The organism is Massilia sp. (assembly GCF_046293535.1).
GTDB lineage: Bacteria > Pseudomonadota > Gammaproteobacteria > Burkholderiales > Burkholderiaceae_D > Telluria.
The window spans coordinates 58758-75626 of the sequence record NZ_JBKBOV010000022.1 but is presented as its reverse complement, the minus strand read 5'-3'; the positions used below and the strand labels follow the sequence as shown (position 1 = coordinate 75626).

Below are 16869 nucleotides of genomic sequence, written 5' to 3'. Positions count from 1 at the left end.
CGATGGCGCGGCGGCCGGCGCCGGCGCCGTGCTCGCGGTGGCTGCGGCGGACGGGGCGGACGGTGCGGTGGCAACCGGCGCGCTCGGCGCCGGCATGATGCACGAGGTGCCGCGGCGCGTGGCGCCCGGCGGGCAGCTGACCGGCGTGTCGATGATCGGCGAATGCGGCAGCGAGGGCACGGCCTGCGATTTGGCGCCCGAGCGCGCCAGCCGGCGCTTTTCTTCCTCGGACAGCTGCTTGTAGCTTTCCCAGGTCGCCGCTTTCTTGCCGGGGTCGAGCTTGCGGGTCTTGCTGAAGTTTTCGCGCGCCAGGTTGCGCTGGGCCGGCGTCAGGCGCATCCACTGGCGCATGCGCTCGTGCACGCGCGCCTGCTCGTCCGGACTCATCGAGGCGAAGCGGGCCGACAGTTCGAGCCAGCGGCGCTTGCCGACGCCGTCCATGGCGTTCCATTCGGGCTGCAGGGGCTTGAGCGCGGCCTGCTGGCTGCGCGTCAACTCGCGCCACAGGGGCTTGTCGAGGGTCTTGGCGGGCGGCTTGGCGACGGCGGCCGGGGGGCTGCCTGCGCCAGGGGCGACCGGCGCGGTCGACCCGGACTTGTTGTAGACCGCCCAGGTCGCGGCCCCGGCAATCAAAACCGCTGCCGCAGTTGCAACAACGGCGATGCGGGGCTTCGGCGCGGTTTTCGTCATTGCTGGCGCTGTTGCGACTCCACGTAGGCGTTGAAACCTTGGTCGAGGTAGGCGGTCAGCGGCAGTTCGTCGGCCAGCACGGCGGCGTCGACCTCGGCCAGCGCGGCCAGGCGCTGCTGCTGCTCGTACTCGTAGACGCCGCCCATGCCGATGACCAGCGCCAGCATCGGCACCGCCACCGCGATGCGCGCCAGCGCCGGGCCGGTGAACAGGGCCTTGATGTCGAACAGCGGACGCTTGGCCGGCTGGGCGCGGCGCGGCGCATCGGGCTTCTTGCGTGACAAGGCGAGCGCGCGCGCCGCGGCCAGCCGGTCGGTCGTCGAGGCCGGCAGCGTGTCGAGGTTCTCGTTCAGGGCATGGCGTATCTTGTACGCCAGGTTGATGTCGTCCGTGTTCATAGCTTGATTCCCTTGGCCTTGAGCGCCTCGGCGAGGGCGTGGGTGGCGCGCGAGCAGTGCGTCTTGACGCTTCCCTCGGAACAACCCATCGCTTCGGCCGTCTCGGCCACGTCCATGTCCTGCCAGTAACGCATGAGGAAGGCTTCCCGTTGACGCGGTGGGAGCTTTTCTACCGCTTCTTCAATAATGCGCAGGGTTTGCGTGCGCTCAAACTGGTCGGCGCTTGACTCCGCGGCGGCCGTGCCTTCCTCCGCTTCATAGGAAGAAAGTATATCAAATTCTTCATCGTCCCCCTCTTGCCGGCTGAAGCCGGAAAAAAGGCTGACCCAGGTATTCCGGACCTTTTCGCGGCGGAAGTAATCGAGGATGGTCGTCTGCAGGATGCGCTGGAACAGCATCGGCAGCTCGGCTGCCGGTTTGTCGCCGTACTTCTCGGCCAGCTTGATCATCGCATCCTGCACGATGTCGAGCGCCGATTCGTCCTTGCGAACCGCATACACCGCCTGCTTGAACGCACGCCGTTCGACATTCTCGAGGAAGTCGTTGAGTTCTTTGTCTGTGGCCATGCGTGCTTGAAAGGGCGTTTGATGCGAATGCCGTGAGGAAAACTATCGAATCCTAGCAAAAAACCCTGTTCGACGCATCGAAATCGCGCAGTGCCCGCTTATTGTGCAGGCGCCCGTGATGACAAAAAGTGCATGAAGTTAGTCGAAATGATCCGTTGTTGGGCCGGGCGGGCGTGGCTATTCTGAAATCAAGCTCACTCAACATTATTCATTTGGTGCCGCCATTCGGCTGCCTGCAAGTCCACGTGCTGCGCCCAGTTCCAGCTGGCGGGCCACCGGAAGTGCTGGTGGTCTCCAACATCCGCGAGAACGGCCAGCCGATCGGCCTGGGCGACGCCGGCCATTTCTGGCATTCGGACCTGTCGTACGAGGAAGTGCCCAAGCTGGGCTCGATGCTGCATGCGCCGGAGCATGCAGGAAGAGCTGCAGGCCTTGTGCGATGAGATCGGGTTCACGATGCTGTTCGTGACGCACTCGATCGAGGGGGGCGCTGGTGGTGGGCAACCGCATCCTGCTGCTGTCGCCGCATCCGGGGGAAACCGCTGCCGTCAACGAATATTCGAAGCAAACAATGCTGACTTCTCCGGTCCGAGCTGGATATGTCCTGGAATCCGCCCCCGCCGTGCCTGCGCCGATTTTTGACCAAATGGTAAAATTTTCGCGCCCCGACCTCGGCTGGCTGCGCAAGCTCGGCATGCTGCTCGTCACCGCCCTGATCTGGTTCCAGGGCCGTAACGAACTGTTTACCGGCAAGGTTTTCGCGGGCCTGGCCGCCGTCATCCTCATCGGGCTGGCCGTGGAGCACCTGGTGTTCCAGTCCCTCGAGCGGCTCACCGTCCGCCGCTGGGGCATGCAGCGCTGAACCGCGCGCTATCCGGCGAGCGCATGCTCAGTCCACCGAGCCCACGGTCAGCGCTTGCAGCAGCAGGGTCGGCGTCTGGCGCCGGCCCGCCTGGTGCTTGCCCGCCCAGGTGCGCTCGGATTTCCTCATTCGTTACAGGCGGGAAAAGGGCTTCCCTGTCTGCCGCGGCTGGCCATTAGACAGCCAGTGCCTGACCTCAGTGGATTCTTATCAAGACAACATGCTTTGCTTGTGACGCTGGACCCGCTGCACTCTTTTGGTGAGAGATTTTAGTGGCGATCTTTTTCGAATTATGTCCTTGACCAAAATGGTGCAACGCAGTAATGTGTTTGAACGCTTTGCACCCCCGAAGCTCTCCGGTCATCCGGTGAAGGCCCACAAGCCATCTCCGGATTGACGCGCTTTCATTTGTAGGCAGTTTGCTCCGACCCGCGCCACAAGCGCGAGAGATGCGTATAAACGCTACAGACACTCAAGCCGAACGAGTTGCGCCCAGCGCCCGTGCGTAAGGACCCTACGGTGTCCCGAACCACAGTCGCGACCGCAGAGAGAAGGGAAGCATGAGGGTCGTTGCGCACTTCGCATTTCGTTAGGAACGGGCATCCGATCAAACTCCCATTGGGTCTTGAAAGGAATGAACATGAATAACGAAGGATCAGCCCAGATCACTGGTGCTGAGATTGTGGTGCGTTGTCTCGCGGAAGAAGGCGTCAAGCACGTCTTCGGTTATCCCGGCGGGGCCGTCCTCTACATCTACGACGCCATCTTCAAGCAGGACAAGTTCCAGCACGTCCTGGTCCGCCACGAACAGGCCGCGGTCCATGCCGCAGACGCCTATTCGCGCAGCTCCAACACCGTCGGCGTCGCCCTCGTGACCTCCGGTCCGGGCGTGACCAATGCCGTCACCGGCCTGTCCACGGCCTACATGGATTCGATCCCGATGGTCGTCATTTCCGGCCAGGTGCCGAGCCATGCGATCGGCCAGGATGCCTTCCAGGAATGCGACACCGTCGGCATCACCCGCCCGGTGGTCAAGCACAACTTCCTGGTCAAGGACGTGCGCGAGCTGGCCTCGACCATCAAGAAAGCCTTCTTCATCGCCCGCACCGGCCGTCCCGGCCCCGTGCTGGTCGATATCCCGAAGGACATCACGATGCAGAAGTGCGCTTTCGATTATCCCCGCGAAATCGAGATGCGCTCGTACAAGCCGGTCGACAAGGGCCACGCCGGCCAGATCCGCAAGGCCGTGCAGCTGCTGCAGGGCGCCGAGCGCCCGATGATCTACGCCGGCGGCGGCGTGATCCTGGCCAATGCATCGAACGAGCTGAACCGCCTGGTCGACAAGACCGGCTTTCCGGTCACCAACACCCTGATGGGCCTGGGCGCCTCGCGCTCCTCCAGCCCGCACTTCGTGGGCATGCCGGGCATGCACGGCACCTACGAAGCGAACATGGCGATGCAGCACTGCGACGTCCTGATCGCGATCGGCGCGCGTTTCGACGACCGCGTGATCGGCAACCCCAAGCACTTCGCCACCCACCCGCGCAAGATCATCCACATCGACATCGACCCCTCGTCGATCTCGAAGCGCGTGAAGGTCGACATCCCGATCGTCGGCAACGTCAAGGACGTGCTGGTCGAACTGCTGACGCAGCTGGAGGCCTCCACCGCCCAGACCAATACGAACGCCCTGCAGGCCTGGTGGAAGCAGATCGCCGAATGGCGCGGCCGCGATTGCCTGGCCTACGCGCCCTCCAGCGAACTGATCAAGCCGCAATCGGTCATCGAGACCCTGCACAAGGTGACGGAGGGCGACGCCTTCATCACCTCGGACGTCGGCCAGCACCAGATGTGGGCCGCGCAGTACTACGGCTTCGACAAGCCGCGCCGCTGGATCAACTCGGGCGGCCTGGGCACCATGGGCGTCGGCCTGCCGTACGCGATGGGCGTGCAGATGGCCAACCCGGACGCCACGGTCGCCTGCGTCACCGGCGAAGGCTCGATCCAGATGTGCATCCAGGAGCTCGCCACCTGCAAGCAGTACCACCTGACGCCCAAGATCATCCTGCTGAACAACCGCTTCCTCGGCATGGTCAGACAGTGGCAGGAGATCGACTACGGCTCGCGCTATTCCGAGTCCTACATGGATTCGCTGCCCGACTTCGAGAAGCTGGCCGAGGCCTACGGCCACGTCGGCATGCGCATCGAGAAGCCGGGCGACGTCGAGGGTTCGCTGCGCGAAGCCTTCGCCATGAAGGACCGCCTGGTGTTCATGAACTTCATCACCGACCAGAGCGAGAACGTCTGGCCGATGGTCAAGGCCGGCAAGGGCCTGAATGAAATGCTGCTCGGCTCGGAGGACCTGTAATGCGACACATCATTTCCGTCCTCCTCGAGAACGAAGCCGGCGCGCTGTCGCGCGTGGTCGGATTGTTCTCGGCGCGGGGCTACAACATCGAAACGCTGACCGTGGCGCCGACCGAAGACGCGACCCTGTCGCGCATGACCATCGTCACCAGCGGCTCGGACGACATCATCGAGCAGATCACCAAGCACCTGAACCGCCTGATCGAAGTGGTGAAGGTGGTGGACCTGACCGAAGGCCAGCACATCGAGCGCGAGCTGATGTTGATTAAAGTGCGCGCGGTCGGCAAGGAGCGCGAAGAGATGAAGCGCACCGCCGACATCTTCCGCGGCCGCATCATCGACGTGACCGAGAAGACCTACACGATCGAACTGACCGGCGCCAAGAGCAAGCTCGACGCCTTCATCGACGCCATCGACCGTTCCTCGATCCTGGAAACGGTCCGCACCGGCGGCTCGGGCATCGGCCGCGGCGAACGCATCCTCAAAGTCTGACGTAGGGTGGTCGGCTCTGCCGACCGCGCGTTCAAGCAACGCAAACATACAAACACATTTAAATAATTATCTAAGGAATGACCATGAAAGTTTTCTACGACAAAGACTGCGACCTCTCCCTCATCAAAGGCAAGAACGTCGCCATCATCGGCTATGGCTCGCAGGGCCATGCGCACGCGCAGAACCTCTCCGAATCGGGCGTCAAGGTCACCGTCGGCCTGCGCCGCGGCGGCGCCTCGTGGAACAAGGTCGAAGCGGCCGGCCTGCAGGTAGCCGAGGTCGATGAAGCGGTCAAGAACGCCGACGTCATCATGGTCCTGCTGCCGGACGAGAACATCGCCGAGGTCTACAAGAACAGCGTCGAGCCGAACGCCAAGCAGGGCGCCGTGCTGGCCTTTGCCCACGGCTTCAACGTCCACTACGGCCAGGTGGTGCCGCGCGCCGACCTCGACGTGATCATGGTGGCGCCGAAGGCCCCGGGCCATACCGTGCGCGGCACCTACCGCCAGGGCGGCGGCGTGCCGCACCTGGTCGCGGTCTACCAGGATAAATCCGGTTCGGCACGCGACATCGCGCTGTCCTACGCCATGGCCAACGGCGGCGGCCGCGCCGGCATCATCGAGACCAACTTCCGCGAAGAGACCGAGACCGACCTGTTCGGCGAGCAGGCCGTGCTGTGCGGCGGTACCGTCGAGCTGATCAAGGCCGGCTTCGAGACCCTGGTGGAAGCCGGCTACGCCCCGGAAATGGCCTATTTCGAGTGCCTGCACGAACTGAAGCTGATCGTCGACCTGATCTACGAAGGCGGCATCGCCAACATGAACTACTCGATCTCGAACAACGCGGAATACGGCGAGTACGTCACCGGCCCGAAAGTCGTCACCTCGGCGACCAAGGATGCGATGCGCCAGTGCCTGAAGGACATCCAGACCGGCGAATACGCGAAGAGCTTCATCCTCGAGAACAAGGCCGGCGCCCCGACCCTGATCTCGCGCCGCCGCCTGACCAGCGAGCACCAGATCGAGGAAGTCGGCGCCAAGCTGCGCGCGATGATGCCGTGGATCGCCAAGAACAAGTTGGTCGACCAGTCGAAGAACTAGGCACTGCCGGTGTTTCGTAGGGTGGGCGGCTATGCCGCCCACGCGGTGATAGTCTTCGGCTCCGTTATCGTGCCGGATGATCTTGCAGCTATTTATCGCCGCGTGGGCGGGAGACCCGCCCACCCTACAATTCAAGACACTTGCAACGGTTCATTACAAAACTACGAAGGAAGTTGTGAAGCCAGTATCGTATAAGTGACGCGGACATCCGTCGCAAATTACTGTACTGGAGAACAACAATGAAACTTTCCACATCACTCGTCGCCGCCGCGCTGGTGCTGGCTTTCCACACCCAGGCCCAGGCCCAGACCGCCCCATCCACCGCTGGTACCCTGGTCGTGGTCCCGGCCTTCGGCGAAGTGAAGCATGCCAACGACCAGGCGACCGTCACCTTCGCCGTCGAGGAGCATGACAAGGACAAGAATGCCGCCGCGGCACGCGTAAACCGCAAGATGAAGGAGGGAACCGAGATCGTGCGCCGCGCCGATCCGAAGGCCGAGCTGAAGACGATGGGCTACTACACCTACCCGGTCTACCCCGAGGTTCCACCGATGCCGCAACCCGCGCTGCGCGCGCCGGTGAAACCGGTGCCGGTCGCCTGGCGCGTCGGCCAGTACCTGGAGGTAAAGACCACCAACCTGGCAGACCTGCCGAAGACCGCCGCCGCAGCCCAGAAAGTTTTGCAGATCAACAACGTGAGCTTCGGCCTCAGCCCGGAACTGGAAAAGCGCCTCGATGACCAGCGCATCGCCGCAACCTACCGCAACCTGAACGAACGCATTGCCTCGATCGCCGGTGCGATGGGCCGCAAGCCGGCCGAGGCGGTGCTCGACACCGTCGATTTCGAGGGCTCGGGCAACTATGCGGGCGACGGCCAGGCGGCAGGGGCGCCGATGATGATGCGGGCCAGCGCCATGAAGGAAGCGGCCGACCAGATGCCGGAACCTAGCTTTGAACCGGGGGAAACTACGCTCCAGATGCGTCTCGTAGGAAAGGTGCGATTCAAGTAGAACAGTGATCGTTCGCTAAGCAGGGGTTCCCGCCTTTATAATGCTGACAACAGCATTCATTTCTTGACGGACCACTATGCCCAATTTCCCAAGACGCCGCGTACCTGGAGCCGCGCCCAAGGCGCCACGATTTTCCCGCTTGAAACGTTTCGGGCGCAGGGCGGAAGACCGTGTCCAGGGCGAGCGCGGCCGCGGCATCTACCTGCTGCCGAACGCGTTCACGACCGGCGCGCTGTTCTGCGGTTTCTACGCGATCGTCATGGCGATGAACCAGCGTTTCGAGCATGCCTGCTGGGCGGTGTTCATCGCCATGGTGCTGGACGGGCTGGACGGGCGGATCGCGCGTTTGACCAACACCCAGTCCGAGTTCGGCGCGCAGTACGACTCGCTGTCGGACATGGTGTCCTTCGGGGCCGCGCCGGCGCTGGTGATCTATGAATGGTCGCTGCGCGGGCTCGGCAAGCTGGGCTGGATCGCGGCCTTCATCTATTGCGCGGGGGCCGCGCTGCGCCTGGCGCGCTTCAACGCCAACATCCAGGTGGTGGACAAGCGCTTCTTCCAGGGCTTGCCGAGCCCGGCGGCGGCGGCGCTGATCGTCGGCTTCATCATGATGATGACCGACCCGGACATCAACGTCAGTTCGCGCCAGGTGGACTGGGTGAGCTGGGGCCTGGCGGTGTTCGCCGGCCTGACGATGGTGTCGAACGTACCGTTTTACAGCTTCAAGGACGTGAACTTCCGCAAGTCGGTGCCGTTCATCGTGGTGTTCCTGATTGCCCTGGCCTTCGCGCTGCTGGCGATCGACCCGCCCAAAGTCCTGTGGCCGATTTTTGTGATTTACGGCTTGTCGGGGTATGCCGTGTTCGCCTGGCGCGCAGCCAAGGGCAAGCCGGTGAGCATCATCCCGCTCGACGACGAGCCGGACGACGGCGTGCGCCGCTAGCGCGAACCTTCGGGTCGGGCAGGGCGCCCGCTAATATCGATTAGCTAATGGAGCCTGACATGCCTGATCCGAACCGCCTCATCATTTTCGACACCACCCTGCGCGACGGCGAGCAATCGCCCGGCGCATCCATGACCCGCGACGAGAAGGTGCGCATCGCGCGCCAGCTCGAGCGCCTGCGGGTGGACGTCATCGAAGCCGGCTTCGCCGCCGCCTCGCCGGGCGACTTCGAAGCGATCCGCGCGATCTCGAGCGCGGTGCGCGAATCGACCATCTGTTCGCTGTCGCGCGCCAACGACCGCGACATCGCCCGCGCCGCCGAGGCGCTGGCGCCTGCCGCGCGCAAGCGCATCCACACCTTTATCGCCACCTCGCCCCTGCACATGCAGGTCAAGCTGCGCATGGAGCCCGAGCAGGTGCTGGAGCAGGCGAAACTGGCGATCCGCTACGCCCGCAACCATACCGACGACATCGAGTTCTCGCCCGAGGACGGCAGCCGCTCGGAAGAGGATTTCCTGTGCCGCGTGCTGGAAGCGGTGATCGCCGAAGGCGCCACCACCATCAACTTCCCGGACACGGTCGGCTACGCCGTGCCCGAGGAATTCGGCCGGCGCATCCTGCGCCTGCGCGAGCGCGTGCCGAATTCCGACAAGGCCATCTGGTCGGTGCACTGCCATAACGACCTGGGTCTCGCCGTGGCGAACTCGCTGGCCGGCGTCACCATCGGCGGCGCGCGCCAGATCGAATGCACCATCAACGGCCTGGGCGAGCGGGCCGGCAACACCTCGCTGGAAGAAGTCGTGATGGCGCTGCGCACCCGCCACGACTACTTCAACCTGACGGTGGGCGTGGACACCACGCAGATCGTGCCGGCCTCGAAGATGGTCTCGCAGATCACCGGCTTCGCGGTGCAGCCGAACAAGGCGGTGGTGGGCGCGAACGCGTTTGCCCATGCCTCGGGCATCCACCAGGACGGCATCCTGAAGGCGCGCGAGACCTACGAGATCATGCGCGCCGAAGACGTGGGCTGGACCACCAACAAGATCGTGCTGGGCAAGCTGTCGGGCCGCAACGCCTTCAAGTCGCGCCTGCAGGAGCTGGGCATCGAGCTGGAGTCCGAGGCTGAGGTGAATTCGGCCTTTGCGCGCTTCAAGGAGCTGGCCGACCGCAAGGCCGAGATCTTCGACGAGGACATCATGGCCCTTGCATCAAGCGCGGACCATGAGCAGGCTGGCGAGATCTACCGCCTGGTCTCGCTGTCGCAGCGCTCCGAGACCGGCGCGCTGCCGCATGCGAAGCTGGTGTTCGCGGTGGAGGGCAAGGAAGTGTCGGCCGAGTCTTCAGGCGATGGGCCGGTGGACGCGGTGATCAGCGCGATCGAGAGCGTGGTCAAGAGTGGGGCGGAGCAGGTGCTGTTCTCGATCAATGCGATCAGCAACGGTCCGCAATCGCAGGGCGAGGTCACCATCCGCCTGTCGCACTCGGGGCGCATCGTGAACGGCGTGGGGGCGGATCCGGACATCGTCGTGGCCTCGGCCAGGGCCTACCTGTCGGGACTGAACAAGCTGCACTCGAAGGTGGAGAGGGTGAATCCGCAGGGGGTGTGAGCGTGCCGCGCGGCTATTCAGCTAGTGATTGGATCCCGGCCTGCGCCGGGATGACGGAGCTTCAACATCGTCGTTCCCGCGCAGGCGGGAACCCAATTCTGTAGGGAGCGTGCACTCACCACCCCATCCGATCCCGCGGCTCATACATCGGATCCGGCCCGTTGAGCATCTGGCGCACGATGCCGTTGCGGTCGAAGTGCACGTGCATCATCGAATTCCACACCCCCGCTTCCTTGTAGCGGTAGGACCATACCTCCCAGTCGCGCATCGCCACGTATGATTTTTCGGCCGGCCGGCCGATGGTGCGCAAGACGTCCTCCCGGGTGGCCTGGTCGACCTTGATGGTCGCAAATTTTTCCCCGGTCAGTACCTGCTCGTAGGACACCAGCCGTCCGTCCGCCCCGATGTGCGCCATCCAGGTGAACTGGCCCATGGGGCCGGTCGCGTACTCGAAGATGCGGTCGTTGCCGGCGCCGTAGATGCTGGTGGGCGGCCCCATTTTTTTCTGCACCAGGTCTTCCGGATCGCCGACGTTGGGCGCTTCGCGCAGCATGCCGGCACAGCCGCCGAGCATGACGAGGGCCACGAATGTTGTAAATCTGATCAATTTGTTCATCATTTGGGCCTCCAGACGCCCCAAAATCCATAGAACCGCCCCTCAAGCCGACGCAAACAGTGGCCCCAGGCTCCGTTTTCCCCTATACTGGCGGGTCTGTCCGTTTTGGGCAGGACATTAGACAATCACGGTGCGCTGGGTTTCGACTCATGCACCGCATGTGAAAGGTAACATCATGACCGTAGAAAACATCAACAAAGCCGCGATCATCGCGGACAACGCACGTGGCCAGAACGATACCGGTTCGCCGGAAGTCCAGGTCGCACTGCTGACCGCACGCATCAACGAGCTGAACGGCCACTTCAAGGCACACCAGAAAGATCACCACTCGCGTCGTGGCCTGATCATGATGGTCAACCGCCGCAAGAGCCTGCTGGCTTACCTGAAGCGCAAGGACGCAAACCGTTACCGCGACCTGATCGCCAAGCTCGGCCTGCGTAAGTAATCGTTGGTCCAGACGATTTAGTCACGAAATGCCTGCGCCAGATACCTGTCGCGGGCATTTTTTGTTTATGCCGTTTTTGTTTTTGTAGTAATGGCGGGGGAGTATTCCCGTCCGTGGTGAGGTGAACGACAGCTCCTGAAAATCTGTCGGCAAATAGAAAGGGATTACCCATGTTTAATAAAGTTACGAAAACCTTCCAGTACGGTCAACACACGGTCACCCTGGAGACGGGTGAAATCGCGCGCCAGGCAAGCGGCGCCGTCGTCGTGTCGGTCGAAGATACCGTCGTGCTGGCAACCGTGGTCGCCAAGAAGGACGCCAAGCCGGGCCAGGACTTCTTCCCGCTGACCGTCGATTACATGGAAAAAACCTACGCGGCCGGCAAGATTCCGGGTGGTTTCTTCAAGCGCGAAGGCCGTCCTTCGGAAAAGGAAACGCTGACCTCGCGCCTGATCGACCGTCCGATCCGCCCGCTGTTCCCGGAAGGCTACCTGAACGAAGTCCAGGTCATCATCCACGTCCTGTCGGTCAACCCTGAGATCGACCCGGACATCCCTGCCATGATCGGCGCCTCGGCTGCGCTGTGCATCGCCGGCATCCCGTTCAACGGCCCGATCGGCGCGGCGCGCGTCGGCTACGCGAACGGCCAGTACATCCTGAACCCGACCACCACCCAGCTCAAGACCTCGCAGATGGACCTGGTCGTGGCCGGTACCGAAACCGCCGTGCTGATGGTGGAATCGGAAGCGCAGCAACTGTCGGAAGAAGTCATGCTGGGCGCGGTCGTCTTCGGCCACGACCAGATGCGTGCCGTCATCGACGCCATCCACGACCTGGTCGCCGAAGGCGGCAAGCCGGAAGTCGAGTGGAGCCCGGCCCCGAAGAACGAAGACCTGATCGCTCGCGTGAACGACCTGGCCGCAGAGAAGATCCGCGACGCCTACCAGACCCGCGAAAAGTCGGCGCGCCAGCAGAAGCTGAAGTCGATCTCGGCTGAAGTGATGGCCGGCCTGGCAACCCAGGGCGTCGAAGCGGATAGCGCCGAAGTCGGCAACATCCTGTTCGACATGGAAGCCAAGGTCGTTCGCTCGCAGATCCTGAACGGCGAGCCGCGCATCGACGGCCGCGACACCCGCACCGTGCGTCCGATCGCGATCCGCACCAGCGTGCTGCCGCGTACCCACGGCTCGGCCCTGTTCACCCGCGGCGAGACCCAGGCGCTGGTGGTTGCCACCCTCGGCACCGCACGCGACAGCCAGAAGATCGACGCGCTGATGGGCGAGTACACCGACGACTTCATGATGCACTACAACATGCCTCCGTTCGCCACCGGCGAAACCGGCCGCGTGGGCACCCCGAAGCGCCGCGAAGTCGGCCACGGCCGCCTGGCCAAGCGCGCGCTGGTCGCCGCGCTGCCGTCGGCGGAAGAGTTCAGCTACTCGGTGCGCCTGGTCTCGGAAATCACCGAGTCGAACGGTTCCTCGTCGATGGCGTCCGTCTGCGGCGGCTGCCTGGCACTGATGGACGCCGGCGTGCCGATGAAGGCGCACGTCGCCGGCATCGCCATGGGCCTGATCAAGGAAGGCGGCAAGTTCGCGGTCCTGACCGACATCCTGGGTGACGAAGACCACCTGGGCGACATGGACTTCAAGGTGGCCGGCACCCCGGCAGGCATCACCGCGCTGCAGATGGACATCAAGATCCAGGGCATCACCAAGGAAATCATGCAGGTGGCGCTGGCCCAGGCCAAGGAAGCCCGCCAGCACATCCTGGGCGAGATGCAGAAGGCCGTGCCGAGCGTGAAGACCGAGCTGTCGGACTTCGCACCGCGCCTGATCACCATCCGCATCAACCCGGAAAAGATCCGTGACGTGATCGGCAAGGGCGGCGCCGTCATCCGCGCGCTGACCGAGGAAACCGGCACCCAGATCGACATCACCGACGAAGGCATCGTGACCATCGCCTCGGTCGACGCCGCCGCCGGCCAGGAAGCCAAGCGCCGCATCGAAGAGCTGACCGCATCGGTCGAAGTGGGCAAGACCTACGACGGCACCGTGCTGAAACTGCTGGACTTCGGCGCCATCGTCCAGGTCATGCCGGGCAAGGACGGCCTGCTGCACATCTCGCAGATCGCCAACGAGCGCGTCAACGCCGTGGCCGACTACCTGAAGGAAGGCCAGCAAGTGCGCGTGAAGGTCCTCGAGACCGACGAGCGCGGCCGCCTGAAGCTGTCGATGAAGGCTGCCGATCCGGTGGAAGGCGCGGCGCAGTAATTTGCGCCAAAGCCTGAGCGGTTCGCCGCTCGACATGAAAACCGCCAGTGCGTGAGCCTGGCGGTTTTTTGTTGCCTGACGGCGGTCGGTTTGAGCCTTGACAACAAGACTGTCAGGGATGATCCGAGAATCGTAGGCATTGTCTTCCCTCCGGGCAAAACATGCGTTCCCTGATCCCTGCCGTCTGCCTGTCGCTGTTGCTGCACGCCTGCGGCGGCCACACCTCCGTCGCCCTGTACTTCGAATGGGGCTCGTGCGACTTCGACCGCGAACGCTGGGCCCAGGCCGACCGCTTCGGGCGCGGCTGCATGATGGCGTCCTTCCTCGACAAGCACCCGCCGCAGGGGATGTCGATCGTCGAGTTGAAGCTGTGGCTGGGCGAGCCCGGCGCCTATGCCGACTTCGAGGACCCGGCCTACCTCGTCGCGCAGGCTGCCAGTAGCGGCAGCGCGGTCCGGGAGCAGTTGCTGGTGTTCAGGGTCGACCGGATCAGCGGCCAGGTGATCGAGGTCGCGCTGCGGCCAGTCCACTGACGGCGCACGCCGACGGCATCCGGGCGGGCCTTGTCCGCGCCCGCACATTCCCATGGTGCACGCACCCCTGAAACATGGGCGGCAGGCTTGCTGCCGGGCACATTTCCGGCCCTGCACCCCGCACAACTGTGTCGTGACCGTAATGCAATAAGTGTTATAGTTGTTTATTTGCTTAACGATGGGATCGCACGCCCGTGTTCCGCGTAGCGCCCACTTGAAATCAACCATCCATCACTAGGAATCGAACCGATGACCACGAAGGATTACGCCACCCGTATCAGCCAGCTCCTCCAGGAACACCAGGCCGAGATCGGCGCTGAGTGGATTGCGCAGCTGGAAGCACTGATCGTGCGCGGAACGTCCAGCTCGAAAGAGCAATTGCGCAGCCATTGCCAGCAGTTCCTGGCAGCCTTCGCCGTTGCCACCCGCGCCGGCGAACTGGACAACATCGACCACCGTTCATGGGACGAGGTGCGCGACTTGCTGGCCGAGATTTCCTCGACGCGCGCCAAGTCGGGCTCGACCCCGAGCGAGACCGCCACCTTCGTCTTCTCGTTGAAGCAACCGGTATTCGGACGCCTGAGCGCCGGCTTCGCGGGCGACGCCGAAGCGATCGCTTCGACCTCATGGACCATCAGCACCCTGCTCGACAAGCTGGGCCTGTACACCATCGAAGTGTTCCAGAAGACCAAGGACCAGATCATCGTGCGCCAGCAGCAGGAACTGCTGGAGCTGTCGACCCCGGTCGTCAAGCTGTGGAACGGCATCCTGGCGCTGCCGCTGATCGGCACCCTGGATTCGGCGCGCACCCAGGTGGTAATGGAAAACATCCTGCAGAAGATCGTCGACACCGGCGCCGTCATCGCCATCATCGACATCACCGGCGTGCCGACCGTCGACACCCTGGTTGCCCAGCACCTGATGAAGACCATCGCAGCCGCCCGCCTGATGGGCGCGGACTGCATCATCAGCGGCATCCGCCCGCAGATCGCCCAGACCATCGTGCACCTCGGCGTGAACCTGGAAGACGTGATCACCAAGGCCACCCTGGCCGACGCCTTCCTGGTCGCGCTCGAGCGCACCGGCACCTCGGTCGTCGCCAAGGCGTAACACCCAAGCACAGGACAAGCATATGGAACGCATTCCTATCCTGCGCATGGGCGACCTGCTCCTGGTGACGATCCAGGTCGACATGCACGACCGCCTCGCCATGCAACTGCAGGACGACCTCACCGAGCGCATCGTCAGCGATGGCGCCAAGGGTGTCCTGATCGACATCTCGGCGCTCGACCTGGTCGATTCCTTCATCGGCCGGATGATCAGCAATACCGCCGCCATGGCGCGCGTGCTCGACGCGCGCACCGTGGTGGTCGGCATGCAGCCGGCGGTGGCGATCACCCTCGTCGAACTGGGCCTGACGCTGCATGGCGTGAAGACCGCCCTGAACGTCGAGAAGGGCATGGCTTTGCTGGGAAAGAGCTATAAATAATGAACGGCGCGCAAACCGACGCAGTCCTGTTCGAGACCGCGCTGCTGGACCGCCACCGCCAGCATCGCACCGCACGCGTGACCCTGCGCCTGCAGTCGGACGAGGACGTTGTAGGCCTGCGCAAGCAGGTGCGCGAGCGGGCGGTGGCCATTGCCTTGTCCCTGGTCGACCAGACCAAGCTGGTCACGGCCGCGAGCGAGTTGGCACGTAACACGATCAAGTATGGCGGGGGAGGCGAAGTGCACCTCGACAGCCTGGCCGACGGTTTCAAGCAGGGCATCGGCCTGCTGTTCGTCGATGCCGGTCCCGGCATCCCCGACATCGAGACCGCGCTGCGCGACGGGTACACCACGGGCGGGGGCCTCGGCCTCGGCCTCGGCGGTTCGAAACGCCTCGCCGATGAGTTCGACATCGAAAGCCGTCCCGGAGAGGGCACTGCCGTGCTGGTGGTGAAATGGAAGCGCTGATCAGTTCACTCACCCGGCAGGAGGTCTTCGCAATCAACCATGCGAGCGACGTGGCGGCGGTACGGCGCAACGGCCAGAAACTGGCTGACGCGCTGGGTTTCAACGAGACCCGCGCCGGCCAGCTGGCGCTGGTCATCACCGAAGCCGCCACCAACATCCTCAAGCATGCGGGCGAGGGCGAGATCCATGTCGGGCCGGCCCAGTCGGCCGCCGGCGTGGGGGTCGACGTGCTCGCCATCGACAAGGGCCCCGGCATCCTCGACCTGGATGCCAGCCTGGTCGACGGCGTGTCCACGGCGGGAACCTCCGGCACCGGGCTGGGCGCCCTGCGGCGCCTGTCCGACGAGTTCGACGCCTATACCCAGGCCGGGCAGGGCTCCGTCTTCTTCATGCGCATCTGGCGCGAGCTGCCGGCGCCCGAGCCGTGCGGCGTCGAGATCGGCGCCCTGTGGACGCCGATGGCTGGCGAAGAGGAGTGCGGCGACGGCTGGGGGGTGCGCTGCGACAGCCGCGGCGCAAGCCTGATGGCCGTCGATGGCCTGGGCCATGGGCCGGAGGCGGCGCGCGCCGCCGCGGCAGCGGTGCGCGTCCTCGACGTCCGCAAGGGCGGCCAGGCCGGAGAACTGATGCAGGCGGCCCACGACGCGCTGCGCCCGACGCGCGGCGCGGCGCTGGCCACCGCCCGGATCGACTTCGACGCCGGCGAGCTGCGGTTCGCCGGCGTGGGCAACATCGCCGGCTGCGTCATCGACGGCGGCCGGCGCGCTCTGGTGTCGCACAACGGCATCGTCGGCCACAACATGCGCAAGGTGCAGGAATTCGCGCTGCCCTTTGCGCGCGGGGCGCTGTGCATCATGCATTCGGACGGCATCCAGACCCAGTGGGACCTCGACAAGTATCCGGGCCTGGCCGGACGCAGCCCGGCGCTGGTCGCGGCCATCCTGATGCGCGATTTCATCCGCCGCCGCGACGACGCCATGGTGCTGGTCGTGCGCCGGCATGGGAGTTGAC

General features: G+C 64.2%; 17 protein-coding genes and 3 pseudogenes. 16 read left to right on the top strand and 4 right to left on the bottom strand.

Features of this window, described 5'->3' with window-relative positions; genetic code table 11:
- From ACK4S9_RS13380 to ACK4S9_RS13370, 3 genes are all read right to left on the bottom strand, one after another.
- Positions 1-690: DUF3106 domain-containing protein (locus tag ACK4S9_RS13380; protein WP_409726350.1), on the bottom strand; the 690-nt coding region annotated here is incomplete at its 3' end.
- A complete protein-coding gene (locus ACK4S9_RS13375; RefSeq protein ID WP_409726348.1) occupies positions 687-1088 on the bottom strand; it encodes a DUF3619 family protein in 402 nt (133 codons plus the stop codon). The genes ACK4S9_RS13375 and ACK4S9_RS13380, both read right to left, overlap by 4 nt.
- Positions 1085-1654 (bottom strand): RNA polymerase sigma factor, encoded by a 570-nt coding sequence (locus tag ACK4S9_RS13370; RefSeq protein ID WP_409726346.1) that lies wholly within the window; start codon positions 1652-1654, stop codon positions 1085-1087. Before ACK4S9_RS13370 ends, ACK4S9_RS13375 begins: the two co-directional genes overlap by 4 nt.
- 224 nt (positions 1655-1878) lie before the next feature.
- Here ACK4S9_RS13370 and ACK4S9_RS13365 point away from each other — a divergent pair.
- From ACK4S9_RS13365 to ACK4S9_RS13325, 9 genes and pseudogenes are all read left to right on the top strand, one after another.
- Positions 1879-2064 (top strand): annotated as a pseudogene (locus ACK4S9_RS13365) (TauD/TfdA family dioxygenase); the annotation flags it as partial.
- Positions 2057-2201 (top strand): annotated as a pseudogene (locus tag ACK4S9_RS13360) (ABC transporter ATP-binding protein); the annotation flags it as partial. The pseudogenes ACK4S9_RS13365 and ACK4S9_RS13360, both read left to right, overlap by 8 nt.
- Before the next feature lie 174 nt (positions 2202-2375).
- Positions 2376-2516: pseudogene (locus ACK4S9_RS13355) on the top strand (ABC transporter permease); the annotation flags it as partial.
- 640 nt (positions 2517-3156) lie between these two features.
- Complete coding sequence (locus tag ACK4S9_RS13350) at positions 3157-4884, top strand: acetolactate synthase 3 catalytic subunit (RefSeq protein WP_409726344.1); 1728 nt, start codon at positions 3157-3159, stop codon at positions 4882-4884.
- Complete coding sequence (gene ilvN, locus ACK4S9_RS13345) at positions 4884-5375, top strand: acetolactate synthase small subunit (protein ID WP_409726342.1); 492 nt, start codon at positions 4884-4886, stop codon at positions 5373-5375. Before ACK4S9_RS13350 ends, ilvN begins: the two co-directional genes overlap by 1 nt.
- 83 nt (positions 5376-5458) lie before the next feature.
- A complete protein-coding gene (gene ilvC, locus ACK4S9_RS13340; RefSeq protein ID WP_409726340.1) occupies positions 5459-6475 on the top strand; it encodes a ketol-acid reductoisomerase in 1017 nt (338 codons plus the stop codon).
- A 239-nt stretch (positions 6476-6714) separates the two neighbouring features.
- A complete protein-coding gene (locus tag ACK4S9_RS13335; RefSeq protein ID WP_409726338.1) occupies positions 6715-7485 on the top strand; it encodes an SIMPL domain-containing protein in 771 nt (256 codons plus the stop codon).
- A gap of 76 nt (positions 7486-7561) precedes the next feature.
- Positions 7562-8428 (top strand): CDP-diacylglycerol--serine O-phosphatidyltransferase, encoded by an 867-nt coding sequence (gene pssA, locus ACK4S9_RS13330; protein ID WP_409726336.1) that lies wholly within the window; start codon positions 7562-7564, stop codon positions 8426-8428.
- A gap of 59 nt (positions 8429-8487) precedes the next feature.
- Positions 8488-10035, top strand: coding sequence for a 2-isopropylmalate synthase (locus tag ACK4S9_RS13325; RefSeq protein WP_409726334.1), 1548 nt, complete (start codon positions 8488-8490; stop codon positions 10033-10035).
- A 115-nt stretch (positions 10036-10150) separates the two neighbouring features.
- Here the strand turns inward: ACK4S9_RS13325 and bamE are convergent, their stop codons facing one another.
- Entirely contained in the window at positions 10151-10654 is a 504-nt protein-coding gene (bamE, locus tag ACK4S9_RS13320) for an outer membrane protein assembly factor BamE (RefSeq protein WP_409726332.1), read from the bottom strand.
- A 172-nt stretch (positions 10655-10826) separates the two neighbouring features.
- On the opposite strand from bamE, the gene rpsO reads away from it, so the two are divergent.
- The 7 genes from rpsO to ACK4S9_RS13285 all read left to right on the top strand — a co-directional run bounded on the left by rpsO (position 10827) and on the right by ACK4S9_RS13285 (position 16868).
- On the top strand, positions 10827-11096 hold the full coding sequence (gene rpsO, locus ACK4S9_RS13315) for a 30S ribosomal protein S15 (protein WP_027867691.1): 270 nt from the start codon (positions 10827-10829) through the stop codon (positions 11094-11096).
- Between the two features lie 170 nt (positions 11097-11266).
- On the top strand, positions 11267-13369 hold the full coding sequence (gene pnp, locus ACK4S9_RS13310; RefSeq protein ID WP_409726329.1) for a polyribonucleotide nucleotidyltransferase: 2103 nt from the start codon (positions 11267-11269) through the stop codon (positions 13367-13369).
- Between the two features lie 161 nt (positions 13370-13530).
- Complete coding sequence (locus ACK4S9_RS13305; protein ID WP_409726327.1) at positions 13531-13902, top strand: hypothetical protein; 372 nt, start codon at positions 13531-13533, stop codon at positions 13900-13902.
- A 249-nt stretch (positions 13903-14151) separates the two neighbouring features.
- On the top strand, positions 14152-15012 hold the full coding sequence (locus tag ACK4S9_RS13300; protein ID WP_409726325.1) for an STAS domain-containing protein: 861 nt from the start codon (positions 14152-14154) through the stop codon (positions 15010-15012).
- Positions 15013-15034: 22 nt separating this feature from the next.
- Entirely contained in the window at positions 15035-15391 is a 357-nt protein-coding gene (locus ACK4S9_RS13295; protein WP_027867697.1) for an STAS domain-containing protein, read from the top strand.
- Positions 15391-15858, top strand: a complete 468-nt coding sequence (locus tag ACK4S9_RS13290) for an anti-sigma regulatory factor (protein ID WP_409726323.1) — start codon at positions 15391-15393, stop codon at positions 15856-15858. Before ACK4S9_RS13295 ends, ACK4S9_RS13290 begins: the two co-directional genes overlap by 1 nt.
- On the top strand, positions 15846-16868 hold the full coding sequence (locus ACK4S9_RS13285; protein ID WP_409726321.1) for an ATP-binding protein: 1023 nt from the start codon (positions 15846-15848) through the stop codon (positions 16866-16868). The genes ACK4S9_RS13290 and ACK4S9_RS13285 overlap by 13 nt, the downstream gene beginning before the upstream one ends.
- Position 16869 lies beyond the last annotated feature (1 nt).